We start from the raw sequence: 24,641 nt of genomic DNA, 5'->3' as shown, positions 1-24,641 counted from the left end.
GTTTACTTAACATAACGAAGCATTCTATGCTCCTGTTGCAGCCGTGCAAATCTCGCATTCTTCGCTGCCCGATCGCCTTTGTTCGAGCCGTTTCGCTGTCAATAGACAATCAAAGGTGGAACGAAGTGGGAGTTATGCTGTATATTATGTCTACTAACATATTAACTTTTTGGTATGTAAAATTCCACTAAGAGAATCTGATATCAGGAGAAAACCATGCCGACATTTATTGGAATTGCGTTTGCCGCCGTTTTTATTGCCGTCCGTTGGGTCTACTTTCATACATCCAAGCAGCGGGAAGTATCGTCAAATGCTGTCGACGCCGGGTTTATTCAAGCCTTGAACAACAACGGTGAGCGACATGAGTAGCAAAATTCCCGTACAATTCCGCAAATCCGTCGTAACCCGCCATGCATTTGAACGTTTGAAACATTGCAAAGGTTGCGGTTCTTATTCCGTGCTTTGGCATGACCGTTGCTTGAAATGCGGTGCGGAAGGAAAATTTCAATCGCTGCAGGAGCTCGTGGGTACGGTGCGCCGCCGGGGAGCCTGGAGAGACTCCATGATCGTCTTCTCCATCTGCCTGGCCGCTTTTTTCCTGGCCGAGAGCGGCCCTCAGATGATTCTTTCTATCGCCGGAGGCTTTGTTCTGGCCGCAGGCTATTTGCTGCTGAACCGCAAGTACGCCCCGTCTATCGAGAAACGGCTGCTTCACCAGCTGCTGGCGGAGGAGCACCGCTCTATCCGAGACGGGCTGCTGCTTGATGTAGAGGACGCGGGACAGGATCTGAAGGCGGGAGAATATAAGCTTGCCTATGAAAAGCTGAGGGAAATCGGCTATTTGATCCAGGGCAATCAGGTGAAGGTGCTCAAGCTGATGTGCCTGAACCATTTTATTTTGCGAAGAGATATGGAGCTGGAGCTGTCGGAGCTGATTCCCGACGATTTTGACAAGGAGTTTGTTCGTTACCTGCACGAGGTCAGCAAGGTGAACCCGCAGCTGATCAAGAGCGACACTCTCAGCTACGTGTGGAAATATCGCGTCCTGATCGAGGCGCTGCCTGAAGGCAGGGAGACGCTGGCGCTGGCCGCCAGCGCCGCTCTCCGCGTGAAGGCTTATGTGCTGCAGTATCAGGAGCTGGTCACTGCCTTTATCGACGAGCTGCCGCGTGACCGGCTTCTCCGGCTTTCGCGCCTGCTTCAGGACAGCCAGAACGAAGCGCCGGAGCTGTATGCCAGAACAAGGGACATCGTCCAGCAGAAATACGGCTCGGATCCCGAATTTCAAGCCCAAGGTTTAGGAGGGTAGCAGGCGATGTCGAATTCGATGTATCACCGTTCCAGCCGATACCTGTACGCCTCCTCTCTTCTGCTTGCGCTTATGGTCTGCCTGGCCGGCTTCAAGAGCTATGCCAGCTGGGTGAAGGTGGACCTGTATGCCCAAGCGGAGAAGGAGCAAGCCGCAGGCCATGATCTTGAAGCAGAGGCGCTGTACCAGAAGGCCCGTTCCAACACGATGATCAATTATAAAAACCGGGAGATCGATGCGGCGCTGGAAGCGCTGCGCCCGGCAACCGAGCTCAAACGGGGACTGATGTCGATCGTATCGGACATCCAATCGGCCGTTCCGCTCAACGATGTGCCGACGCTGGTCAAGGCATACGATTCCTATCAGAGCATTAAAGCGGATTATTCGTCCCGGGACGAAACGGCGCAACAACGGTTTGCCGATGCCGAAGCCGCTTACCAAGTGGAGAAGCAGCTAACGGAGGCTTTTGCCGGCGTAAAGGAAGGCTTGTTAAAAAGCCTGCAAACCGCTGTTTCCAAAAAGGCTTTCGATAACGAAAATACGATTGCTTACTTGGCGCAAATCCCGGCCGCCTATTTCAAGGATGAAAAAACGAAAAAGCAGGAGCTTGCGTCACGGCTGAAAGCCTACGATCAGGCCCGCATGGAGTCGGTTTTTCAGAAAAAATCGTTCGGCGAAGCCGTGGATGAAGCGGTGCGAATCCGCAAATTTTACACATCCAATAGCATTCAAGCGGAATGGCTTGGGCCATTGATAGAGACGAATATACAGAACTCGCTTGCGGCGATGCTGAAGAAAACCGACTTGAAAGCCTTTATCGATAATTCGCAAAAGGTGCTTAGCGTCAAGGAGCTGGCTGATTCCCGAACCAAGCTCAGCACCTATGTCCAAAATGCCATGAAGGGCCAATTCAATCGAGCCGAGCAGCTCGTATCCGCCAAAAAATTCGCCGAAGCGATTGAGCTTTATACGGTGCTGAACAGCTATAAGGACACCAGCAAAGAGATTCGCGATGCGGAGCTTCGCTGGCTCCAGGCCGATCCTTCGCAGCTGCTTCGCAAAGCGCTGGATGCCAACGTCAAGCTCACGAATATCGCGAGCGCCAAAGGCCTATGGGGCTCGCAGCTCGCTGCGGCAGCCGTTGCGGACAATCAATCCGTCGTCCTGGTGCGGCTGATGCCGGATCAAAGCATCAATCAAGCGGCGGCTTCCATTGACGGGAAGCAGAATATCAAATCGATCACGCTGACAGATCAATTTACGATGCGCGGGCTTCCCGTTCTTCTGATCGAAGCGGAGAGCAAGCAGCGCAAAGCCAGATATATAGTCTATGAAGCCCAGTCGGCGGACCTGCGCAAGCTGCTGGACATTGAAGCCGACGGGCTCGTTCAGGAACGTCCAGGCATACTGGCAGCGGAGCATGCAGCCGGAGAGCCTGCCGGACAAAAGACGTACTACGAGTACAAGGACGGCCAGTACACCGTATCCAAAATGAAAACGGAGGCGGCGGATATTGCGCTGAGTGAGCTTCCGAAGCAAAAAATCGGCTCTCTTGTTCGCTTTCCGTGCACCATAGTGTCTGTGGACGGAGACACCGCCGTCGTTCAGCTGAATAACGATTATGTGCTCTTGACCGGCAGCATGAAATTCAAGCCGGGGCCAGTTACGGTCACAGGTACTTATGTCGATAAAAGCCGTGTGAGTGTCGGCTCCTCCCAGACCGCAACCGCCTACAAAATTACGGTGACCGCCCTCACATCGAGCGAGCCGGCGAAAACCGAAGCGGACAATCGGCGTCCTCTTCCATAAAGAAAAGGTCATTTACAAACCTTGCGGAACCCATTATAATGTAACTCTTTCTCCATAAATTGGAACCGGGGGTGCAAATGACCTTGACTTATGTCCCTATTCAACAAACATTCGGGCTTGATTCCGTATGGGAGCCGCTCTATCAGCTGACGGTTCACCCGGAGCCTTTCGAAAGAGAGCTGTTTCAATGCCCAGCAGTAAGAAGATTAAAGCATCTGCATCATTATGGCGCAGGTGCTTTATTCAGTCCTGTCACCCATTTCCGCTTCGAGCATACGGTCGGTGTCTGGGCGCTCCTGCGCCGTTTTTTCCCTGGTCAGCGTGAATGGCATGCCGCCGCCATCCTGCATGATATCGGACATCTTCCTTTTTCTCACACGATAGAGCAGGCGCTTGGGATAAGCCACCATCAAATGACGGAAGAGGCCATTGCGGCACCGCCGGTTTCGGAGATTTTAACCCGCCACGGCTTATCGCCGCAGCGGATCATCGAGCTGCTGAACTCCGACTCCCCATTGACGCACCGGTCCGAATGGCTGGGAATTGACCATCTCGACAGCTTTGCGCGGGATACCTATATGGCCGGCCTGTATAAGCTCCCTCCGTCGGAAATCGTAGACCGCATCCGCTTTCACATTACATTGATACCGATGAAGAAACGGCCCTCCATCTCCTGAACGCCGTAGTCAACGATAACCTCATGTTTTTGCATCCACAGTTTTTGGCGATGGATGATTTGCTGTCCCGTGCTGTTCATTTGTTCTGCTATGAACGGCCAGGCATGCAGCTGGCTATTGCGCAAATGACTGACGCTGAGCTGCTGTCACTGCTGCAATCAGCCGCAGATGCTTGTCCGGAATTAAGCGCCATACTGCGCGTTGTACTCAGAGAGCCTCACAAAATAGAAAGCTGCGGCGAGACGGATCCGGGGGCAAGAAAGGTCGGTATCCGCAAGCTATACCTCAAGCAGCCGTTAGTCGGCGGCCTTCCGTTAAGCAGCATAAACCCAGCGGCCCAAGAAGCCTTGAGGGAGCTGGAATCGCTGCCCCGAGCCTGCTACTATCGGCTTCGTCCCTGATAGCAGAGCCTGCAGGTTCGTTTCAGAGAGACAGCTCTCTGCTAAATGCTCATTCATCAGGAGCAGCATACTATGCTCGGCGCGTATGCGGTATGAAGCAGGAGATCCGATTCGTTTGGTGTACATAGCCGGGCGCCCCCATACAAAAAAAGACTTCTCCGCCGGTAGACGATGACCGGGAAGAAGCCGCGCCGATTCATAAAGGTTATGGGGAAGTCTGTCTGGATCTTCGATAGTCCGAAGGATACATACCGACCATTTCCGTAAAAAGCTTGGTGAAATGCCTTGTGCTGTAATACCCGACGCTTTCGGCAACCTGCTGTACCTGCAGGCCGGTATCCGCGAGCAGCTCCTTGGCCTTGAGTATCCGCAGCCGGGTGACATATTTCATAAAGGTCGATCCGGTTTTTTTATGAAACAGCGTGCTTAGATAGTTAGGCGTCACGTTCAAATCGGCCGCGATTTGACTGATGCCGATATCCTTCATGTAGCTGCTCTCGATGTAGGCAATGACCCGTTCTACCCAATCGATCGGCTGCTCCATGCTTTGCGGTCCCAGCAGCTGACGGTCGCCAAGCGCCTGAAGGTACCGGAACCCCTCCTCAACCGTGCGAACAGACGCTGCTTCACTGTCCCGAGGAAAAACACAGCCCATGTAGGTCAATAGGGCCTGCTCAACCTGATGGTCCCGGGACAGGCCCGTACGGCCCCATAGCTGCCCCAATTCACCGATCGTTTGCTGAAACTGGACATACAGCTTGTTTTTGAACTGCTGGCTTGCCATGATCATCAGCCTGCCGAGCTTAAGCTTCCCTTCCTGCTCCGCATGCGGCTCGAGCTCCTCCGTCAGCCATGTGCGGCTCAGCCCGAGAACAGGGCGCAGCTCCGCCCATCGCTGCAGCCGCCCCATCTGGTCTACAAGCTCCTGAAGGCCTCGGCATTCCGAGGTTTGCATCAGCGTAACGGATGCCGCATTCCCGCTCAAGGTATTCAGCGTCCGTTCCAGCGCTTCCTGATAGCTCACTACCCGCTGTCTTGCTTCAATTCCCTTATCCGGCTCCCATGCGCTTACCGACGCCATTTCGCCGCCGGGCAGCGCAAAGATACCGATATTCATGCCGCAGCCGAGAGAAGCGTTCATAAGGCTTCGTGCAGTGCGGCAAAGCTCATGCTGCAGGGCAATCTGTTGATTCGCCGGCAAGGAGGAATCCAGGCAGACGAAGGTTCCATGGAAGCTGCCGCGATGGAACAAGCTATCCTCCGGCTCCGCCGTAATCGAGGTAAGACCATGAAACAGATTGAACAGCGTATTCTCGAACTGCTGATTCAACAACGCAATATACTGCTGATTGCTCGCATAAACCCGATGAAGCGTTCTTTGCAGCTCCTCCGGATCGACCGGCTTGAGCAAATATTCCGATGCTCCCAGCTTCAGCGCCTGCTGGGCAAAGGAAAATTCCGAGTACCCGCTTACTATGATCCACTGGGTCAACGGGGACAACAGCCTCCCCTGCTGGATCGCTTCGAGGCCGCTCAGTCTCGGCATCTTGATATCCACAATAGCGATATCCGGCAGGCAGCGCCCAACCAGGTCCAGCAGCTCCTCCCCATTCGCGGCCTCGCCGAGCACGTTCCAGGAGCCTTCCATCTCTTCGAGCATGCTGGTCAGGCTGGACCGAACCAGGGCCTCATCGTCGGCGATTACGATATTCATCCTCTGTCCCCGCCTTTCAACGGAATCTGAAATCTAACCTGCGTTCCATGTCCAACTGCGCTGTTCAACTGAAACACCGCCTGTTCAAAGGAGAGTCTCAAGCGTTCCTTTACATTCGATAACCCGACGCTTTCCGGCCCGCTTGAAGGGTCGAACCCTGCCCCGTCATCCTGAATGATGATCTCGAGCCATTCCTGCTCGTTATCCTCGCCGATGAATCGCGTATGTGCGGTAACGGCAAGAGAGCACGGCCGATCCAGGGGCTCGATGCCGTGAATCACGGCATTCTCCACAATAGGCTGCAAGAGCAGCTTGGGAATGCGGAAGGAACCGAGCTCCTCCTGCATTTCAATTCGAAAATGTAGTCTGTCCTGAAACCTCATCTGCTGCAGCTCGCCATATTTACGGAGAAACTCCAGCTCCTCCTCCAGCTTCACCCAATCGTTGCGTTCCAGAATATATCTAAGCATGCTGCTTAAGGACAGTATCGCTTTTTCCAGCAGCTGACGCTCCCCCTTCCGGTTCAGACCGATGAAGCCGCTGAGCGTGTTGTATAGAAAATGGGGCTGAATCTGCGACTGCAGCGCCCGGTATTCCGCTTCCCTTCTGCCGAGAGCCGCATGATATTCACGGTCGATCAGCTCCTTCAGCTGGGCAATCATCGTGTTGAGACTCATCCCGAGCTGGGCGATCTCGTCCTTGCCTCTAACCGCAAGCCTTGTCTGCAAGTCGCCTCTCTGGACCCTTTTCATAACGACGACCATTTTTTTGAACGGGGTCACAATCCAGTGCGATACGGTAAAATACAGCAGCAGCGTAATGACCAGGCCGCCTAGCGCCAGCATCAGTCCAACCCAGTAAATCCAGCTGAGCTGCGCTTTGACGACGGAATCCGGGAACAGCACGGCGATGCTCCAATTGGAGCTTGCGACCGTTTTGCTGACGACCTTATAGCTGTCATCGTCCCCCTTGATTTCATGCTGACCCTGGGCCAGCTGTCTAAGCATTCCTTGGGAAACATAATAGTTGGCGTACAGCAGCTTCCGGTTGTTATCGAGGATCACTACGATCGCCTTATTGCTGAACGGCACATCCTTAATGATGCTTTCAAGCACGACCGTGTCGGCATCGGCCATCATAACGGCTAACGGCTTGCCGGAATCGGGGTCTTTAATAAGCCGGGCCACCGAGAACACTTGCTTCACATCGGACGTATTCAGATAATCCTGCAGATGGACGCTGATAAAAGCAACGGCCCCGTCCTTACGCACCGCTTCCTGGTACCAATCCTGCTCCTGGAACGGATAGCCGGGAACCGGTTCATTCATGCCGAAGGCGGAGGACACATACACCGAGCCGTCATACGGAATCAGCGTAGTCGCCAAAATATCTTTACGCGCATTGCGCAAAAACTTCGGAAGCATCAGGTTTAAGGATTTTTCCGCTTCCATCTTGGCATAATCGCTTGCCATGGCATATTGGTGGCTTGCCTTGAGCTTCAAGGCGACCATTACGTCATTGTTCAGATAAGGCGTAATCGTCATGCGCTCCAGATCATCAACATACGTCATAATATTGTTCGTGAGCGCCGTTAAAGTCCCTTCGGTCAGTGTAGCCGTCTGCTCGCCGATCAGCTTCTCGTAGTAAGCGGGCACGCTGATCACGATCAGCGCCAAAGGGATTACAAGCGTTAACAGAAACAGCAAGGATAGCTTGGAACGGATCGAATACGCCAAATTCACGAGCGGCCACATCCCGACCATGGTATATTGTATAGCTCCATTTTATACCACGACGATCCCGGGAGGGAAGAGAGCGCTTTCGTCATTTCGTCATGTCTATAGATGGCGTTGAAGCCATTTATCCCTTGACCGCACCGGAGGACAGCCCGTGTATAAAATATTTTTGCAGGAATAAATAGAGCACGGTAATCGGTACCGCCGCCATGAACGAGCCTGCCGCTACCCAGCCGATGTTATTGTTATACTGTCCGAAAAAGCTCGACAGTGCCACCGTAATCGTTCGGGTCACCGGCTGCTGCAGGAAAAAGACGGAGAATTGGTAGTCGCTCCAAATCGTAACCCCGGTCAAGATCAGGACGGTGGCCGTCACCGGCTTCAGGAGGGGCAGCAGCACCCGGTAAAAGAGCCCGAGTCTCCCCGCGCCATCAATCATGGCGGCTTCATCCAGCTCCTTGGGAATGGTGCCGATAAACCCGGTGTACAAAAAAATCGTGATCGGAAGACTGAACGTAATGTGCAGCATAATGATGCCCCAAAACCGGTTCATTCCCCCGATATCGACCATCAGCTTATAGAGCGGGACGAGAATCGTCAGCGGAGGCACGATCAGCGCCGAAATAAAGACGGCGTACATGAATTTGTTCCAGCCCGTCTGGTATCGTGCCAACGGATAGGAAGCGATGGAGCCCAGTATGACAATGCCTGCCAACGCAAAAGCCGTTACCGTCACATTGTTCATAAATGCCCGGGCCAGGTTGGCTTCATGCCAGGCATTCAAAAAATTGTCGAGATACAAATAGCCCGGCATGATCCATTTGGAGCTGGGGTCGTCGATGGCCTTAAACGAAGTTGTGATCAGAATATAAAAAGGGAGAATGTGAATCAGACAGAGGACTCCCGAGACGATTTCCGCCCCCCAACGTACCGATGCTCTGTTCACGCGCTCACCTCTCTCTTTCGCAAATAGTACAGCACCGTGATGCTCACGATGGAAATCATCACAAACATCAGATTGCCGATTGCAGCGGCATACCCCGCATCCTCCCGGCCAAAATACAGCTGGTACATCAAGGTCGACAGAGAAGCGGAGGCGTAGCCGGGGCCGCTGTTCGTCATGGCGGTAACCACGTCAAACAGCTTCAGTCCCCCGATGACGTTCAGCACGACGCTGACCGTAAAAGAAGGGGCCAACAGAGGCCAGGTTACATGCGCAAATTTGGCGAAGGAGCCTGCCCCGTCGATCGTAGCGGCTTCATAGTAATCCTTGGGAATAATCTGCAGTCCGGCCAAAAAAATAATCATCGCGATTCCCAAGTACTGGTAGGTGTTGACGAACGTAATGATCCAGACATTGATTTTGGGACTGCCCAGCAAATTGACGGGCTTATCTTGAAACAGCAATAAAATATCGTTGATCGCGCCGCCGTTATATTGAAAGAAAAAGTACCAGATGTAGCCCATAATGAGCGGACTGATGATGGCGGGCAAATAAATGATGGTACGGGTCAGCCCTCTTATGCGGATATTCCGGTTCAGGAAGAGCGCATAAGCCAGACCGATGATGTTCTGAAACAAGGCGCTCCCCAGGCCGTAGATGAGGGTGTTCTTAATGACGTTGCTCATATCGGGGTCGGTCAGCATCCGCTTGTAGTTGCTCAGGCCGATCCACTTATATTCCTGGGAGTACCCGTTCCAATTGGTCATGGAGATCGAGATGCCTTTCAGAAATGGGTAAAAAATGAACAAACAAAACAAGAGCAGCGCCGGAGCGTACAGCAGGTTCAGCCATGCCGGCGAATGAAACCATTGCCGCCGGCGTTCGCGCCGGGGATGCGGCTTCGTGTGATGGCTTGTCTCTATAGGCGCAGGGGCCATATCGGCTTCCACCCTTCCGTGATAGCATCGGAGAGGCTTGATGCCCCTCCGGGATTGATGAGAACAAAGTATTTCAAAAGGATAGCAGGGCATCCGGTAAGGTATCCCCCTCCAGCCGCTGTTGTTATCAGGAAATTCTTTATTATATACGTTTTTCAGCGGTCATTTCCTGATAACAAAGGCGGCCGCTATCGCTCTTCCGAGGGACACCTCACCTTCTTCCACTATCCATTGCTGAAAACAAAAGTGACTATCAATCTGACCGGAGGGACAAAAAGCCCCTCCGAAAGCTTATTTATTACTAAGCCGCTCGACTTCCTGCTTCATTTTATCGCTGTACTGCTTCGCATCCACATTACCGGCGAGCAGCGCCGTTCCCGTCTTGCACATCACATCCCACATACCGTTAGGCAAATAGACGCGGTCAAAGTAAGGGAACACCCGAATATCGGCGTATTTGTTGTAATACTCGGTAAACTCATGCTTCGCTTCGACCCCTTTTAGTCCGGGAGGAAGCTTCGTCGCGTTGGCGATCTTGGTCATATTCTCCGGCTTCGCGAAATAAGCGATCAGCTTCTTCGCATCGTCCAGATGCTTGCCGTCCTTCCACGCTCCCATCGTATAGCGCTCGCCGCCCGAGAAGTTCGGCGCGTCTCCCGGTACCATCGAGGGAACGGGCATAAAGCCTATTTTCAGGTCGGCTTTAATCTTATGAACCTCATCGGCGAAGGACGGCCCTTGTAGGGTGAAGGCTACCTTGCCTTGGGCAAACTGCTGGGGAAGGTCACTGTATTTGGCCGTCAGCACATCTTTGTTGATGTAGCCTTTTTTCTGCATTTCCAGGAATTTGTCCGGGAGCGGCTTCCACTTGTTCCAGTCGAACTTTTTGTCGAGCAGGTTCTGCGCTTCGTTATCCTTAGGACTAATCAATAAGGAGGTAGCGAAATAATCAAAATACTGCCCGATCATCCAATCGTCGATTCCCGAGAAATAGAAGGGAGTCACTTCGCCTTTGCTTTCGGTTTTCAATTTTTCAGCCGCAGCCAACAGCTCGTCGAACGTTTTGGGCGGTTCGATGTTGTATTTTTTCAGGAGATCCGCATTATACGTCAAGCCGTCCTTGGCTTCGCTCAGCACCAGCGCGTGAACCTTGCCGCTTTTGTCCGTCACGACATCCTTGATGGTATTCGTCAGCTGGGACGCCCAAGGCTGGTCCTTCAAATCGGCCAAATATTTGCCGTACCGGATAATGGCCCAGCCGTGAGTATCGAATACATCGGGCAAATCGTTCGCGGCCATTTTGACCTTCAAAATGTTTTCGTACTCCGTGCCGGGGAACTGCAAATCGACATCGACCTTTCCGTTCTCCCTGGCAAAATCGCTTGCGATCTGCTTGTAAACCTCTTGAATCGGCTTGTCGTTGACGGTCGAATAGACGGTGATTCTTGTCTTGTCTCCGCTTCCGGCAGGAGAGCTGCTCTTGCCCGTATCCGCCGTCGGCGCAGGCGCCGCCGTCTTCTCCGCGGCCGTTCCCCCTTGCCTTTGCGAGCATCCCGCTAAAGCGATAGAGCATGTCAAAACCAACATTGTTGAGCTCCACAGTTTCTTGTTCATGAATTGGCCTCCCTTATCGTTTCCATGCTTTGGGTATAACAGGTCTTCCCCTGCTGCATTGACCAATTGAAGTCATTATCATTTCCCGGGTAGTTGTAGCAGTTGTCTTTTCGAAATTGATCTTAACATAAATGAACGCGCTTACATATGATGCAATTCTACAATAGAAGCGCTCATTTATTAACTGGCAGCTGGTCATCCGTCCGCAGCCCTTGTACCTGACCGGAGAAGATAAGCCTTCCGCCTTCAGTAGGCGGATTCCGATTCCCCAGACAAAATCCCCACGCAAGGATTCAGATACTTTGTGGGGAAACCAGGAATTTATAATTGCAAATTATAAAAAGCCCATCCTCTTATGAGAATGAGCTCCACTCGCTTATCCATGTCCTGCTTCCATTTTAATCCGCTGTACCTTTTCCTCGCGCTCCGCCTCCGTTAGACGAGGGCAGGTATAGCAATAGCCATGATCCGTATCCGTCTTGTAGGCCAGGCAGCATACCGGCTTGATGCGCATTTGTTCCCCGGGAACTCTCGGATTCTCCATCATCCGGAACCGGATATCGAACGGGCTGCGGGAGCGTCCGAATAGTGCCGGATCAAGTCCATGCAGCAGCGTGTCCATGTCCTGCTTTAACCGGACGAGCGATTCTTCGGAATGGGCTTCCTTGTACCAGCGGTCCATCGCATAGTGCATTCGGGTGATCATAGTCGCCCATAGAATGCCGGAAGAGATGGAAACGGTCCCGGCAAGGCTTTCTAGCAAAGGCTTGACCTGCTGGCCATAAAACTGGATCATCGCCTCTTTCGACCGATCGTTCCGGTTCGGCCACGTGAGCGGTTCCCCCCGCCACTCCTTCATCCGGAAAGCCAATGCGATCCTGCGGCCGCTGTCGTAAATCTGTACTTCCATATTGTCCAATGAAAAATCGGGGATAAAGGAATCATGCCATAGGGAATATTGGAAAGCCGCACATACCCCGCCGAACCAGCTGGCAAAATAGGCAGCCGCCACATCGGGCTCCAGCGCCTTGAGCAGCGGAGCATAGGTTTGGATGAATGCGCTCGCTCCTTGTCTTCTGCTCAGGCAAGAAAGCGATGCGCCGAACAGCGTACCAGGCTGATCTTCCAAGACCACAAAAAACTGATTTTCATAATACGCCGTATCCACAACCTCTGAAGCTCCCTCCTAATGGTAACCACACATATCGTCCGCATAGGTCTATTAGTGAAAACGATTCTCATTTTCATAATAAACATGATGCCATCCCCTGTCAAATTTATACGATTCGGGTTCTTCCATAAAAATACATGATTGCCTAAGGCTAGTCAACGAAACTTATCGTGAACTATGACACACTTTCTATTTTGCAGGGAACCCCCGAATTTGTAAAAAAAGATGATCCGCTGATCGCGAGTCATCCTTTTTGTCACTATTAACCGAGTGTTTTATCCCCTTTTTTCCAGTTGGCCGGGCACATGCCGCCGGATTGCAGCGCTTCAAGAATCCGCAGCGTTTCCTCTACGCTTCTGCCGACGTTCATATCAGTTACCACCTGGTAGCGCAGGATTCCATCCGGGTCGATTATGAACAAGCCCCGATGAGCAGCGCCTGTTGCGTCATCCAGAACGCCATAAGCCTTCGCGGTCTCCTTCTTGAAATCCGAGGCTATCGGATAGCTGATCGGTCCGATCCCCTGTTGATCACGCGGCGTGTTGATCCAAGCACGGTGGGTATAGATGCTGTCTACGGAAATTCCTATGACCTCGCAATCCAGCTCCTGAAACTTGTCATAATGGTCGCTGAAGGCAATAATCTCCGTCGGGCACACATAAGTGAAGTCGAACGGCCAGAAGAAGACCATAACCCAGCGGCCGCGGTATTGTTCCAGGGATACGTGCTCTTCTAACGTCTCCAGATTGATGGTGGAAGGAAGATGAAACGATGGTGCTTTCAGTCCGATTTTTACCGTTTGTTCTGCATTAGTAGTTGTTGTTGTCATAATGAATGTCCTCCTAGTGTAGTGGTTTTATTTAATTAACTAATGGTCAAATATCTGCTTGGACGATGGTGTCATTGCTGCGCCAGTGCTTTTTTGATACGGGTCGGATTAAGGCCGAGAATTCTCGTCTCTCCGATCACCGTGACGGGAATCGAGCTCATCCCCATGGCTTCCAGCTCATCGCGGTAAGCTTCATTCACATCAATGTTTCGCTCTTCAAACGCAATTTGCTGCTCCGTTAAATATTTTTTCAGCTGGCTGCAGTAGGTGCAGGTTGTGCTAGAATAAACAATGACCTGTGTAGTTGTTGTAGACATAGGCAGTTCCTCCTTGGATTGTAGAAATGATTTTATTTGTACTGTGGAATCAGCTGTGCTCTGCGATGAATGAACTTGTCCACCGCCATGGCGGCAATAGCGCCGTCAGCTGCGGCGACGACCGCCTGCTTCACCGGCGAACGGCGAACCTCTCCGGCTCCGAATACTCCGGGAACGGGCGACTGCATGGATTCATCCAAGATCATGAAGCCGTTCTCGTCGAGCGGAACCTGATCCTGCAAAAAGTCGGTGCCGGGCTTGCTGCCCGATAAGAAGACGAAGACTCCATCCACCTGAAGCTGCTGCTCTTCGCCGTTCGGGGCTTTCACCCGCAGTCCCTCCACATGGTGCTCGCCGACGATCTCCAAAGGCCTTGTCCGAAAATACAGCTCGGTCTTATCCAGCGGCGGAAGCGTCTCTGCTCCCTGCAGCTCATTGCGGGGCACGACAAAATGAATTTTCGAGACCAGCTTGTTCAAGGCCAGCACCTCATCCAGCGCTTCCTCGGAATCGCCGATTACGGCAATTTCCTTGCCTTCGAAGAAGGCGCCGTCGCAGGTGGCGCAGGTGCTTACCCCGCGGCCAAGTAGCTTCTCCTCCCCCGGAAGCATCCGGTTGCGCCCTTTGGAGCCGGTAGCGACGATTACGGCCTTGGCCTCGAACATGCCGTCGGCTGTAAACACAAGCTTCGACTCCCCTTCCAGATCCACGGCGGTAATCGTCGTCTGCTTAAACTCTGCTCCGAAGCCTCGGGCTTGGCCGCGAATGCGATCCAGCAGCTCCTTCCCGCTAAGCTCCTCGGCAACACCGGGATAGTTCGCGATCTTATGAGTCAGCGCCAAGGCTCCGGTATTCGGGGCTTTGTCCAGCACCAGAGTGGATAAATGACCTCTCGCCGTGTACAAAGCCGCCGTTGCGCCTGCCGGCCCTCCTCCGATAATGATGACATCGTACATATAAACCCTCCTTGCTTATCGTTCTGTTTATATTTAAACTTAAACTAAATCTAAAAATCTTATATCTGAATATTACCACGACAAACCCAATGGATCATGAAGGTTTGATTAAGCTCTCGTGAAGATTTCATGAAGCAGCCCCTTACATGCGGAAAGGTGGGTTTAGCGACGAATCGCCAAACCCACCTTTCTTACTTATATCCTATTAATCTGCCAGCCGGTACCCGACCCCGCGAACCGTTTCGATATAGGTCGGTGCCTTTGGATTGTCCTTCAGCTTTTGCCGCAGACTTTTGACATGGACGTCCACCGTATTGCTGCCTCCGAAGTATTGATCGCCCCAGACGCGGTCCATCAGCTCTTGTCTGGACAATACGGCGCCATTGGTATCGAGCAATGCCTTCAGCAGATCAAACTCGGTCTTGGTCAAATCGACGCGGGAGGCCCCGAGATATACGGCCATTCGTTTGTAATCCACGAGGAGCTCCTTATGCTGCACTTGATCGCCTCGCTCCTCCGGTACCCTTCCTTCGCCGAGCAGCTTGGATTGAATCCGCTCGAGAATCGCCTCGGTGCTCGCGGAAGACCAGACAACAGCATCTTCGTAAGATGAAAAGCCGGGCTCCACCAGCCGCTCCGTTCCTTTGACGAGCAGAAGAGCCGGCGACGACACCGTATTCGGGCGCGGCTTCGGCACAAGCGCATCGTAGGTTGCATCTACAATCAGGAGATCAATCGGCAGCGCCGCGAGCGAGTGCTCATCCAGATGATGAAAGACCAGTACATCATAGCACTTGGCTGTCAGCTCTCTCACCAATTCGTGCAAGGCATGAGGAAACGGGCTTATAATGACAATGGTATGCGTGGTGGAGCAAAACGCTCCGATGGGCTGCTCATCCCGGGACGTATCTATTGCCACATTCGTCCATTCGCTTACTTCTCTTTGCTGCTGCATGAAGGGCACACTCCTTTCAGCAAAATATGTTCATCCTCCACTATATAACCGGTCTCTTCCGCAACGGCTTTCGACCATTCGGCCGGAACGTGCGTAAAGACTTCATCCACTTTGCCGCAAACCCGGCAAACGATGTGCTGATGATCCTCTGTCCGTGCATCGTATCGGCTTGCGTCTCCTTCGAGCTTCAGCTCCCGAATCAGCCCTTCCTCCGTCAAATAGCGCAAGGAATTGTAGGTGGTTGCATAGGCAAATTGATGCCCGCGCTTGTTCAACCGTTCAATAATTTCTGCAGCGGTAGGATGATCGGTGCTTTCCATCACAATTTCATAGATTGCTTTCCGCTGAGGTGTCAGCTGTCCTTTTCTGCTCATTGTGATTCCCCCGGTACTTTTTTGTTATATTTAGATTAATTCTAATCTTAAACTTAGTCTAAGTCAATATCCCTTTCACTTCATTCGAAAACATAATTCGCCAGGACTCCACAAATCAAACAAGAGCAGCGCTTGTCCAGCCTGCCCTTGTTCCGCCTGACATCGTCAGGAGGTCTTTCCTTATTCTTTTATTTTCCCGTCTGCTTTATCAGGGATTCCTCTGACGGCCAAGTCAAAGGATTAACGGTCATACTTGCGGATCAGATCCGCCAATGCTTCACGGAATAAAATGGACTCCTTCTTCTTCAGCTTCTCGGCCAGCGTCTTCAGCTGCCGAACCATCGTCGCCGGATAATAGCAGGTCTTCATCACCATCTCCTCATTAGGAGGCAGCGCAACCTGGTTTCTCCCCGATTCCTTCGCCGACATAAGCGCCGCATTGGCCGCCCGCATCAACCCGTTCATATCCTTGGCATCCCGCGGGTATTGAGCCACTCCTACCGTTACACTAATTTCCTGCGCCTGCTCGTCCGCCGGCAGTTGAAACCGTTCCTTCGAGGCTTGTACGGCCGCCCGAACCGACTCCATCTTCAAAAAGCCCTGTTCCAGGCTGAAATCGGCCAGCACTACCGCAAATTCATCCCCGGAGACGCGAAACACCGCTTGCTCCGAGGTCTGTTCCTTAAGGATATCCGCGATCGTTTTCAATACATGGTCCCCGGTATCATGACCGAACAACCGGTTGATGTCCAAAAAATGGTCCACATCAATAAGAGCCAGAGCGACTCCTTCACATTCCTGAGACGTCTCCTTCAGCTGAAGCTCCAATGCCTCCCGGTTGCGTAAGCCAGTCATTTCGTCTATTCTACCCTTCATATATACACATCCTTATATCAATATATATAATACTATATATATAATTTTATATAAGAAAAATATGGAAATGTCAACAACCCTTTCTGCTAAACAGCTGACACTCATCGTTGACAATTTTAATTGATGTACATATAATTGTCATAACAACAATTTAGCAAAAGAAAGCTGCCAAGGTAATTTCACATTCCGTGAGATTACCTTTACTTGCTGTGCGTAGCTATTCAGTCCATGAATAACCTCATGCGCATCAGACACAATAATACATGAAGAAGGAAGCGATACTACTCTTATGCAGAATCAGACAGCAAAGCAAGAAGCTCCTTTGTGGAGCCGCAATTTTATAACGATTTGTATCAGCAGTTTTTTTGTTTATATGACCTTTTATATTTTGGCGGTGACCCTTCCGACCTTCGTTCTGGAGCATCTGCAAGGAAGCGGCCAGCAAATCGGCCTGGTCACTACTGTGTTCATCATTAGTGCAGTTATTTTCCGCCCGCTGACGGGGAAATGGCTGGACGAGCTGGACAAGAAGAAAATCATCCTCTTCTCGCTCATCTTGTTCGCCGTTTGCAGCATATTGCATCTTGTCGTTACTAACTTCTACGTTCTCTTATTGCTAAGATTTATTCACGGGATCGGCTTCGGCATCGCCGCTACAGCCACATCCGCGGTAGTGATTCACATCATTCCCGCGCATCGCAGAGGCGAAGGGATCGGCTATTTCAGTCTGTTCATGAGCCTGGCAATGGTCATCGGTCCGTTCCTCGGATTGACGCTGATGACAAAGGCCAGCTTCCACGTTCTGTTCATCGCCTGCTTCGTACTTTCTCTTCTGGCTCTCCTGTGCGGGGCAATAACCAAGCTTCCCGATACTCCGGCACCGGCCCGTCCTGGAACTGGAAAAGATTTATCGAGCCCAAGGCTATTCCGATTTCGTTGGCAGGCTGTGTACTGGCATTTTCTTACGGGGCCATCTCCACCTTCATCTCCGTCTATGCCAAATCGATCGGCCTGGAGCAGGTAGCCAGCTATTTCTTCATGGTATTCGCCGCAATGATACTTATATCCAGACCCTTTACCGGCAGACTGTTCGACCGCAAAGGCGAGCATGTGCTTGTCTATCCCGGTATCGTACTGTTCGTCGTCGGCATGCTTTGGCTGAGCCAAGCGAATACAGCCTTCATCTTCCTGCTGACCGGAGGCATTATTGGGCTCGGCTTCGGCGCGCTGCTGCCAAGCTTCCAGGCTATTGCCGTCAAATCGGCTCCAAGTCATCGAAGCGGTCTGGCCACCGGCACGTATTTCGTCTTTTTCGATTCCGGTTATGGGCTCGGTTCCTATATTCTCGGCCTTATTGCCGCTAAAACCAATTATCACGTCATGTACCTTGTCGGGGGCATCGTCGTGGCCTTTACCGTCATCCTCTATTACAGCCTTCATCATAAAAAGCAAAAGGTTCAAACGGCATCACGGCTTTCATAACAACAGGCTGCATGGAATTCCAAGCGAATTCTTTTGCAGCCTGTTGTTCTCTCCCGGTGGTCTTTAGCGAAACTGCTCGATGATAAAGGTGCGGAACAGCTCGGCCGAAGGAGATAATGTCCGGTCCTCAACCCATGCAAGACCAATCTCCCGTTTGCACAAGGGTTCGGTTACATGCAGCCGTTTGATTTTGCTAGAATCGATCCCGGTGAAGAAAGGAATCAAGGTAACGCCAAGACCGGACGAGACCAGCACGGAGACCGTCGCCACATCGTCCCCCTCGAACTTGATCTTGGGAGCAAAGCCCGCCAAGCCGCACAGCCGATCAGTTAGCGTACGCATCCCGTCCCCCATCATACCGAAAAATGTGTTGTCTGATAATAAAGTTGTTGAATTTATAATAAAGTCGTTTAAATTTGATAATAAAGTTGTTTAAAAAACGGCTATCGTCATTAAGCTAACGGGCAGTTTAACGTGGCTGAAGATAAAAGTTTTGACCCTTACAATTTAATTAGGACTAAATAACAATTTGGTAATTTTACTTGAATACGGTTAAGACGATTCCCCGGCAATTACCAGGAAATCGTCCTGTGTCACATTTTTTTGGCGGTTCAGCCGTTGAAGTAGTGTCCTTCTTCGAGGTCCGGGATCAGCGCGGGCTGCACCGGCCGCCATCCCAGGCGTTCCCGAGTCAGTGCGCTCGACGTCGGATTGTCGACCGACGCAGCGAAGGAAAGCCAGCCGAAGTGGGCGTCTGCCTCTTCGCGGGAAATGCTTACGATCGGCAGGTTCAGGTGGCGACCGATGATGCCGGCAATGTCGCGGAATGGCACACCCTCATCACCGACCCCGTGCAACCGTGACCCCGCCGGGGCGGCTTCCACAGCCAGCCGGAACAGGCGTGCCGCATCGAGGCGATGCACGGCCGGCCAGCGGTTGGACCCGTCTCCGATGTAGGCAGAGACGCCCTTGTCGCGAGCAATGCCGATCAGCGCTGGAACGAAGCCATGATCGCCCGGACCGTGCACTGACGGTGCGAGTCGCACGACCGATGATCGCACCCCGCGCTTAGCTAGCGCGATCGCCGCCTCCTCGGAGCGACGCGGCGTAACCGGGATCGGCTCGTCATCTTCCGTCCCGAGGCGTCCAGGCGTGAGCATGAGCGTCCCCGAGGTGACCACGAATGGTTTGTCGGAGCCCTCGAGCGCTGATCCGATCGCCTCGATCGCCTGTCTGTCGGTCTCGGCCGCGGCCGCAAAGTCCGAGAAGTCGTGAATGAAGGCCAGGTGAATGACGCCGTCCGCTGTTAGGGCGCCGCTGCGTAGGACGTCGAGGTCGTCGAGGGCGCCGCGGTGCACGTCGGCGCCAGCGGCCATCAAGGCTGCGGCGGCTGTGTCCGAGCGGGCAAGCCCGATAACCTGATGACCTGCCTCGATGAGATCGCGAACAACCGCAGATCCGATGAATCCAGTTGCTCCGGTAACAAAAACACGCATAATGAATTCCTCCCTAAAATGAAAATCATTACTTACATTTGCAATGATAAAGTATAGAGTGCACTCAATAGCAATATAGTTCGAATCAATGCTATAATAAAAAATATGAAAAACAAATTTTCGAGCAAACAAGTTTCTGAAGAGACGGGATTAAGCATTCACACATTGCGATACTATGAGCAAATTGGGTTAGTTGACGGTATAGAACGGGACGAAAATGGATATCGTCTGTATTCAGAGTCCGATATCGCATGGTTTCAAGTTTTAAGTTACTTTCGAGCGATGGGGATGCCCATTCGGGAGATGCAGCAGTTTATCGCCCTGCATAATAGTGAGGTCTCTACAATAACAGCACGACGAGAATTTATGGAAGCTTATCGCCGGAAAGTTATCGATCAAATGAAGGAACTTGAAAAGACGCTGAAGAAAATCGATCTTAAAATCAATTTTTTCAAAAATCTAGAGGACTTAGATAAACTACAAGAGGACAGATAATAAAACAGCGATCATAACGTGTTAAGATCTCCGTTTAGCATTAACAAAGATCTCAAACCATGTAGCTATCGGGTACGTTAGTTCAATGATTTTAAACAATTTTATTTTTGACCAGGCCCGCATCAGGGCCGGGTTTACTGCATTTTTTGCGACCAATTTAAACAACTTTATTATCAGAAAACAAAATGCGAAAGGTTAGAGATGGGGTGTCCCCTTGCTTACGAAGTAAGTTTTCCTTTGGAAAACTCTTAAGCGTTCGCCTTTGTTTTCGGGAAATCCCCGCTAGAAGCGAATCTAATCCAAATTTCCCGAAAACAACAGCGGCCGGAGGCGGATACCCCATCGGGGACCGATGCTATTTTTCCAATTACCTGCAGGCTGCTCAACAACCTAAAGAGACACACGGAGCACCGCGTGTCTCTTCTTTTCCTTTATAACCTAAATGTTTAATGCTTCTAACAGCTTATAGATCATTGCAGAGGATTCCGCTCTTGTAGCGCCAGCGCTTGGGCGGAAGGTTTGGTCCTCGTACCCGTTCAGAATGCCGGATACCGCTGAAGCCTTCACGGAGGCTTGCGCCCAATCCGGAATATGGGAGGCGTCTTTAAAGGAAATGGCATTCGCCTCGCCGCCCTTGTATCCATTGGCGCTAAGTGCTCTGGACATCATAACCGCCATTTCCGCCCGGGTAATGGTTTGGTCGGCCTTGAACAGCAGGCGGCCGTTCTCTTCATAACCGTTGATAAGGCCCGCTTGGACTGCGGCCGCAATGCTTCCCTTTGCCCAAGATGGGATTTGGTTATCATCCGCGAAGGAAGTGGAAGCCGCCGTCGCCTGAAGCCCCATGGCTTCGGCGATCATTTTGGCGAATTGAGCCCGCGTCACCGTCTGCTCCGGACGAAACTTCCCGTCCTCAAAGCCTTGAATGACATTCATTCCAGTCAACCGTTCCGTATAAGGAGCGGCCCAATGACCGGACAGGTCCGGGAACACTGCAGGCTTGTACTCCAGCACGGCAAACTTCGTGAAATGCTTGACATTGACCGTTATACTGCCGTCCGGATTGACGGTCCCTCCAAGATAAATCCAGCGCTTCTGCGTCTCGTTGTAGTAATATACAGCCGGCTTGCTTCCAGGAGCGATAGAATCCGCCTTATAGAACATCTTGATTTCCACAGGCTTCGTAAAGGTACGGCCTGTCGTACTTGTCAGCTCGACCGCTTGGCTTACCGCCTTCAACGAACCGAAAGACGGAATTTGAGCGGAAGGAAGCAGTACGGCCTGAATTTTGCCGTCTTCCTTCACGGCACCGGATGGAATCTTAAATTGAAGCACATCCTTGATGCCGCCTTCCGCCCCTTGAGCCGTGGTGACAGCCACTTGGGAAGAGGAAGCCTCCGTTCCTTGATTCGTATTATTCCCGTTCGTTGAGTTGTTCGAAGTATTGGTCGGAGTCGAGCTTCCGCCGCCGGAACCATGATGGTTGCTGTTTCCTTGCGGTGCCACGACGTTCACCGTTCTCGTCACTTCTGCGGCCGCATTCCCGGCCAGATCGGTTGCGTTATAATGCAGCGTATAAGTTCCAATCGTCTTGGTGTCCACAGTTCCGGTTATCGCAATCTCGCCTGCTATGCCTACATGATCCGCCGCTTCAGCTCCTTGCTCGTTGTATGGCGTACCGACAAGCATAATGATGCTCGGGCTGCCTTTTAGAGTAATCACAGGAGCCGTGCGATCAATGCTCACAGCAAGCGGTAACTCGGCCGTATGGCCTAACGAATCCTTCGCCCGGAATTGCAGCGTATGCTCTCCTTCACTGGTTACCTCTACTTTACTTTGGCTGTTGTAGGCCAGGTACGCTCCGCCATCTGTAGATAGCTCTAATGAAACCGTCGAGCCCGGAACATACACATTCGCGTAGACGCTGGCCGTTACGTTTTGATTCGTCCAGGCTCCGCTGGCATAAGGGTTGCCGTCCGACGTCTTCATCGTCCAGCTCAGCTGCAGCGGAGTAATGCTGGCATCTCCCTTCAATGTAACGGAGAAGATTTTCACATCCACGGCATTTCCGCGTTTGATCGTTGCTGTTAATGTAAGATCCGTATCCTTATCGGGATGGAACACCATTTTCCCGTTATCGTCCATATAGACCGGATTGGAGCTTTTCCACGTAATCACGGTTCCCTGAGCCCCTGCAGCTGGCAGCTTCAAATCATTCTCTACGGAACTGGTGTCCCCGAGAGTCAGAGCGTTTTTCGCCAGAGCGACCGCTTGTGCATCGGTATAAGCCAACGCCTTAACAGTAACTTCGAAAGTTTTGACCTCGCTAGTCGTACCGCGGGATACCGTAGCCTTCAATGTCACCTTCGCATCAGGCTGACCTGCAGCGGGTCGGGTAACGATTCCTTTATTGTTGGCAATAGCAACAACAGAAGGATTCATGCTTTCCCATTGAACTGCAGCACCGTGCTGGCCTTGCGCAGGCAGCTCGATATCCGCCGTTACGCCGCTCATATCGCCCAAATCCAGAGCAGCTACCGTATCATTAACGGCTTGCTGATCCGAATACGGCTCCACGTTCACGAAAATCGGATTAGAATAAAACCATAAATCGCTATAATTCCGTTTATTGATTTCCGCAAAGCGGGTCGCGTTATCGGCTATGTCGGTCTTCGGATCGATCAGCGGCTCTCCGTTGCTCGTTTCTCCCGCTACATCAGTGCCCAGATTCGTGCCGCGCAGCCTGAAGTATTGATTTTTGCCGGCAGCTCCGAGGTTATAAGTAATGACGTTGTAGCCCTCGGCATCCTGCGTCCAATCGCTGCTCGTAAAGCGCTGGAGCACTTGGGTCGAGTCATTCGTATCCTTGGCATATTCCGGAGTTCCAGGTGCAGCATAGCCCGTTACATCGCCTGCAATCAGATCCACATGGTCCACCTGCACAGGGTCTCCGTTGTTATTTTTGTCCGGGCTTTTGAAACGAATGGTCAGCATGAGAGGGTCCCCTTCCTTCACGGAAAGCTCCTCGCCCATTTCTTTCCTGGTCCCGTTGGCATCGATATGATAATCCAGCGCGTTAATCAAATCGCCGAATACGGAGAACGATTTTCCTGAGCGCATGCCTTCCAGCACCGCCTGCATATCACTGCCGTTTACCCACGTATAGTTTTTCGAATATTCCCCGGGCTTGTAGCCGCTGGAGTATTTATTGTCGTCACTGATATCAAAATGATAATCGGAGTTCGAAAAATTCCAGAATCTCCTTCCTTCCCCGAGCAGCGCGTCCCATACTCCGCCGACCTTGGCAATCATATAATCCGCTCCGCCGTAAGTCCGGTTTTTGGGAGTCGTCAGGTTAAGTCCTCCCCGGTCAGGTTCCATCTGGTTTCCGGGCATTCCTTCCATCCCGAAGAAGGTCTCCGGTGCTATATTGTTGAAGTCGCGGATATCCGATATTTTATAAACCGTCCCTCCGGAATTTGTTTTCCGTGAAGGGTGATTCAATAAAGCGTAGCTGTTTTTCGGAAAATTCCCCTTAATCCAGCTCAAACCCGTTCTTGCATCCTGGCTTGTCGTATAGGCTCTGCTGTAAGTCGCCTTCCAGACGGCAACATCGGCCGGATCAAACAGGCTTTCGTCACGGTTCGTGAACAAATATTCGAACTCGCTTGCCGCTTTTAATGATTGATCGGGGCTGTCCGCCAAAATGCCTATCCCGATATGATCGTAGGTAGGCATGTCCCACTCAAACCCGGAGAAAATAATTTTATCTTTATATTTATTCGCGTCTTGAAGCTGCTTGATTTTCGGCACTTGATACAATGCCATGCCCTTGGAAAAAGGAATCGGTCCACCCGGAACCGGATTGCCTTCATCGTCCCGGCCTGACATTCTCAAGTGATCGGCAAGCGCAATCCAGTCCATCCCATACTGTTCAAAAGCATTATCCAGCACCGTTTGCAGCGATCGCTGGGCATCATCAGATTCATACGTGTGAACGTGATATTCTCCTGCCATCCATCTTCCGCCGCCCGCATCCGTCTGACCCACATCCGGAGCGGTCCCGTATACAGCTGCTGCAGGCATGCTTTGACTCAAAAGGGAAACCGTAAGTGTCAGCAGCGATAGGTTTCGAATTGATTTTCTCGATTTCAATGAAGTCTAGCCTCCCAAATAGTAAGATTACTGAGAAAAAATCACAAACCATTACTGCATCACTTAAAAGCTGTACAGCACTAATGCAAACGTTCAGCACAAATAACCGCTATGCCGCGTCGTATCCCGCAAACATCGGCCGCTTTCTCTGTCTATGCCTCATGGGTTGCAATCAACACGTATAAAGTAACACAACTATTGGGGGCTGTATATTAGGTACGAGCAAAAAATACAAAACCTTTACAATCCCGTCTCAAATTCGCCTTAGCTGCAACCAAACCATGCATGTTCCCTTCCGATCTAGAGTAAAGGGCAGATAAATTTCTGCCCCTCCTCATCAAACCGTACGTGAGGTTTTCCCTCATACGGCTTTCCGATGTTCGTCATTCATGTG

The 24,641-nt window shown here is 51.7% G+C and carries 21 protein-coding genes and 1 pseudogene; 7 read left to right on the top strand and 15 right to left on the bottom strand.

Annotated features, from left to right (window positions below):
• The first annotated feature begins 216 nt into the window (after positions 1–216).
• From GGC63_RS29170 to GGC63_RS29150, 5 genes are all read left to right on the top strand, one after another.
• A complete protein-coding gene (locus GGC63_RS29170; protein ID WP_179136222.1) occupies positions 217–369 on the top strand; it encodes a hypothetical protein in 153 nt (50 codons plus the stop codon).
• Positions 362–1,309 (top strand): hypothetical protein, encoded by a 948-nt coding sequence (locus tag GGC63_RS29165; RefSeq protein ID WP_192705278.1) that lies wholly within the window; start codon positions 362–364, stop codon positions 1,307–1,309. The genes GGC63_RS29170 and GGC63_RS29165 overlap by 8 nt, the downstream gene beginning before the upstream one ends.
• Positions 1,310–1,315: 6 nt before the next feature.
• The gene (locus tag GGC63_RS29160) at positions 1,316–3,118 is read left to right on the top strand and encodes a hypothetical protein (protein ID WP_192705277.1); all 1,803 of its coding nucleotides are present in this window, start codon (positions 1,316–1,318) and stop codon (positions 3,116–3,118) included.
• Between the two features lie 77 nt (positions 3,119–3,195).
• Positions 3,196–3,795, top strand: coding sequence for an HD domain-containing protein (locus tag GGC63_RS29155; RefSeq protein WP_192705276.1), 600 nt, complete (start codon positions 3,196–3,198; stop codon positions 3,793–3,795).
• A 23-nt stretch (positions 3,796–3,818) separates the two neighbouring features.
• Entirely contained in the window at positions 3,819–4,196 is a 378-nt protein-coding gene (locus GGC63_RS29150) for a hypothetical protein (protein ID WP_192705275.1), read from the top strand.
• 205 nt (positions 4,197–4,401) lie between these two features.
• Here GGC63_RS29150 and GGC63_RS29145 read toward each other — a convergent pair whose 3' ends face one another.
• The 12 genes from GGC63_RS29145 to GGC63_RS29090 all read right to left on the bottom strand — a co-directional run bounded on the left by GGC63_RS29145 (position 4,402) and on the right by GGC63_RS29090 (position 16,619).
• Positions 4,402–5,910, bottom strand: coding sequence for a helix-turn-helix domain-containing protein (locus tag GGC63_RS29145; protein ID WP_192705274.1), 1,509 nt, complete (start codon positions 5,908–5,910; stop codon positions 4,402–4,404).
• On the bottom strand, positions 5,907–7,652 hold the full coding sequence (locus GGC63_RS29140) for a sensor histidine kinase (protein WP_192705273.1): 1,746 nt from the start codon (positions 7,650–7,652) through the stop codon (positions 5,907–5,909). Before GGC63_RS29140 ends, GGC63_RS29145 begins: the two co-directional genes overlap by 4 nt.
• Before the next feature lie 118 nt (positions 7,653–7,770).
• Entirely contained in the window at positions 7,771–8,592 is an 822-nt protein-coding gene (locus tag GGC63_RS29135; protein ID WP_192705272.1) for a carbohydrate ABC transporter permease, read from the bottom strand.
• Positions 8,589–9,527, bottom strand: a complete 939-nt coding sequence (locus GGC63_RS29130) for a carbohydrate ABC transporter permease (RefSeq protein WP_192705271.1) — start codon at positions 9,525–9,527, stop codon at positions 8,589–8,591. The genes GGC63_RS29135 and GGC63_RS29130 overlap by 4 nt, the downstream gene beginning before the upstream one ends.
• Positions 9,528–9,818: 291 nt before the next feature.
• Positions 9,819–11,141: an ABC transporter substrate-binding protein gene (locus GGC63_RS29125; protein ID WP_192705270.1), complete on the bottom strand. Its 1,323-nt coding sequence runs from the start codon at positions 11,139–11,141 to the stop codon at positions 9,819–9,821.
• A gap of 376 nt (positions 11,142–11,517) precedes the next feature.
• Positions 11,518–12,309 (bottom strand): (2Fe-2S)-binding protein, encoded by a 792-nt coding sequence (locus tag GGC63_RS29120; protein ID WP_192705269.1) that lies wholly within the window; start codon positions 12,307–12,309, stop codon positions 11,518–11,520.
• A 265-nt stretch (positions 12,310–12,574) separates the two neighbouring features.
• Entirely contained in the window at positions 12,575–13,141 is a 567-nt protein-coding gene (locus GGC63_RS29115; RefSeq protein ID WP_079913497.1) for a peroxiredoxin, read from the bottom strand.
• A 71-nt stretch (positions 13,142–13,212) separates the two neighbouring features.
• Positions 13,213–13,458, bottom strand: coding sequence for a glutaredoxin family protein (locus GGC63_RS29110; RefSeq protein WP_192705268.1), 246 nt, complete (start codon positions 13,456–13,458; stop codon positions 13,213–13,215).
• A 32-nt stretch (positions 13,459–13,490) separates the two neighbouring features.
• Positions 13,491–14,414, bottom strand: a complete 924-nt coding sequence (locus tag GGC63_RS29105; protein WP_192705267.1) for an NAD(P)/FAD-dependent oxidoreductase — start codon at positions 14,412–14,414, stop codon at positions 13,491–13,493.
• 205 nt (positions 14,415–14,619) lie between these two features.
• Positions 14,620–15,369 (bottom strand): winged-helix domain-containing protein, encoded by a 750-nt coding sequence (locus tag GGC63_RS29100; protein WP_079913500.1) that lies wholly within the window; start codon positions 15,367–15,369, stop codon positions 14,620–14,622.
• Positions 15,348–15,743 carry a Fur family transcriptional regulator gene (locus tag GGC63_RS29095; RefSeq protein WP_079913501.1) on the bottom strand — a complete coding sequence of 132 codons (396 nt, stop codon included), beginning with the start codon at positions 15,741–15,743 and terminating at the stop codon, positions 15,348–15,350. Before GGC63_RS29095 ends, GGC63_RS29100 begins: the two co-directional genes overlap by 22 nt.
• A 240-nt stretch (positions 15,744–15,983) precedes the next feature.
• The gene (locus GGC63_RS29090) at positions 15,984–16,619 is read right to left on the bottom strand and encodes a GGDEF domain-containing protein (RefSeq protein ID WP_192705266.1); all 636 of its coding nucleotides are present in this window, start codon (positions 16,617–16,619) and stop codon (positions 15,984–15,986) included.
• A 352-nt stretch (positions 16,620–16,971) separates the two neighbouring features.
• Here GGC63_RS29090 and GGC63_RS29085 point away from each other — a divergent pair.
• Positions 16,972–18,101 (top strand): annotated as a pseudogene (locus GGC63_RS29085) (MFS transporter); the annotation flags it as partial.
• A 63-nt stretch (positions 18,102–18,164) separates the two neighbouring features.
• Here the strand turns inward: GGC63_RS29085 and GGC63_RS29080 are convergent.
• A complete protein-coding gene (locus GGC63_RS29080) occupies positions 18,165–18,443 on the bottom strand; it encodes a LysR substrate-binding domain-containing protein (RefSeq protein ID WP_192705265.1) in 279 nt (92 codons plus the stop codon).
• A gap of 269 nt (positions 18,444–18,712) precedes the next feature.
• Positions 18,713–19,597 (bottom strand): SDR family oxidoreductase, encoded by an 885-nt coding sequence (locus GGC63_RS29075; protein ID WP_192705264.1) that lies wholly within the window; start codon positions 19,595–19,597, stop codon positions 18,713–18,715.
• A 105-nt stretch (positions 19,598–19,702) separates the two neighbouring features.
• Here GGC63_RS29075 and GGC63_RS29070 point away from each other — a divergent pair, with 105 nt between their 5' ends.
• On the top strand, positions 19,703–20,092 hold the full coding sequence (locus tag GGC63_RS29070; protein WP_225948573.1) for a MerR family transcriptional regulator: 390 nt from the start codon (positions 19,703–19,705) through the stop codon (positions 20,090–20,092).
• A 438-nt stretch (positions 20,093–20,530) separates the two neighbouring features.
• Here GGC63_RS29070 and GGC63_RS29065 read toward each other — a convergent pair whose 3' ends face one another.
• Positions 20,531–24,247, bottom strand: coding sequence for an immunoglobulin-like domain-containing protein (locus GGC63_RS29065; RefSeq protein WP_192705263.1), 3,717 nt, complete (start codon positions 24,245–24,247; stop codon positions 20,531–20,533).
• Positions 24,248–24,641: the final 394 nt, after the last annotated feature.

The organism is Paenibacillus sp. OAS669, from assembly GCF_014873645.1.
In the GTDB taxonomy this organism is placed as follows: Bacteria; Bacillota; Bacilli; order Paenibacillales; family NBRC-103111; genus Paenibacillus_S; species Paenibacillus_S vulneris.
The sequence above is the reverse complement of the archived record's forward strand: the minus strand, read 5'-3'. Positions and strand labels throughout refer to the sequence as shown.

What these genes read in the sequence shown, in the direction of transcription:
- GGC63_RS29080 (WP_192705265.1), bottom strand. Translation starts at nt 18,443, where the DNA reads ATGCGTACGCTAACTGATCGGCTGTGCGGCTTGGCGGGCTTTGCTCCC.
- GGC63_RS29160 (WP_192705277.1), top strand. Translation starts at nt 1,316, where the DNA reads ATGTCGAATTCGATGTATCACCGTTCCAGCCGATACCTGTACGCCTCC.
- GGC63_RS29125 (WP_192705270.1), bottom strand. Translation starts at nt 11,141, where the DNA reads ATGAACAAGAAACTGTGGAGCTCAACAATGTTGGTTTTGACATGCTCT.
- GGC63_RS29090 (WP_192705266.1), bottom strand. Translation starts at nt 16,619, where the DNA reads ATGAAGGGTAGAATAGACGAAATGACTGGCTTACGCAACCGGGAGGCA.
- GGC63_RS29075 (WP_192705264.1), bottom strand. Translation starts at nt 19,597, where the DNA reads ATGCGTGTTTTTGTTACCGGAGCAACTGGATTCATCGGATCTGCGGTT.
- GGC63_RS29165 (WP_192705278.1), top strand. Translation starts at nt 362, where the DNA reads ATGAGTAGCAAAATTCCCGTACAATTCCGCAAATCCGTCGTAACCCGC.
- GGC63_RS29155 (WP_192705276.1), top strand. Translation starts at nt 3,196, where the DNA reads ATGACCTTGACTTATGTCCCTATTCAACAAACATTCGGGCTTGATTCC.
- GGC63_RS29100 (WP_079913500.1), bottom strand. Translation starts at nt 15,369, where the DNA reads ATGCAGCAGCAAAGAGAAGTAAGCGAATGGACGAATGTGGCAATAGAT.
- GGC63_RS29145 (WP_192705274.1), bottom strand. Translation starts at nt 5,910, where the DNA reads ATGAATATCGTAATCGCCGACGATGAGGCCCTGGTTCGGTCCAGCCTG.
- GGC63_RS29070 (WP_225948573.1), top strand. Translation starts at nt 19,703, where the DNA reads ATGAAAAACAAATTTTCGAGCAAACAAGTTTCTGAAGAGACGGGATTA.
- GGC63_RS29110 (WP_192705268.1), bottom strand. Translation starts at nt 13,458, where the DNA reads ATGTCTACAACAACTACACAGGTCATTGTTTATTCTAGCACAACCTGC.
- GGC63_RS29115 (WP_079913497.1), bottom strand. Translation starts at nt 13,141, where the DNA reads ATGACAACAACAACTACTAATGCAGAACAAACGGTAAAAATCGGACTG.
- GGC63_RS29130 (WP_192705271.1), bottom strand. Translation starts at nt 9,527, where the DNA reads ATGGCCCCTGCGCCTATAGAGACAAGCCATCACACGAAGCCGCATCCC.
- GGC63_RS29105 (WP_192705267.1), bottom strand. Translation starts at nt 14,414, where the DNA reads ATGTACGATGTCATCATTATCGGAGGAGGGCCGGCAGGCGCAACGGCG.
- GGC63_RS29170 (WP_179136222.1), top strand. Translation starts at nt 217, where the DNA reads ATGCCGACATTTATTGGAATTGCGTTTGCCGCCGTTTTTATTGCCGTC.
- GGC63_RS29095 (WP_079913501.1), bottom strand. Translation starts at nt 15,743, where the DNA reads ATGAGCAGAAAAGGACAGCTGACACCTCAGCGGAAAGCAATCTATGAA.
- GGC63_RS29150 (WP_192705275.1), top strand. Translation starts at nt 3,819, where the DNA reads ATGTTTTTGCATCCACAGTTTTTGGCGATGGATGATTTGCTGTCCCGT.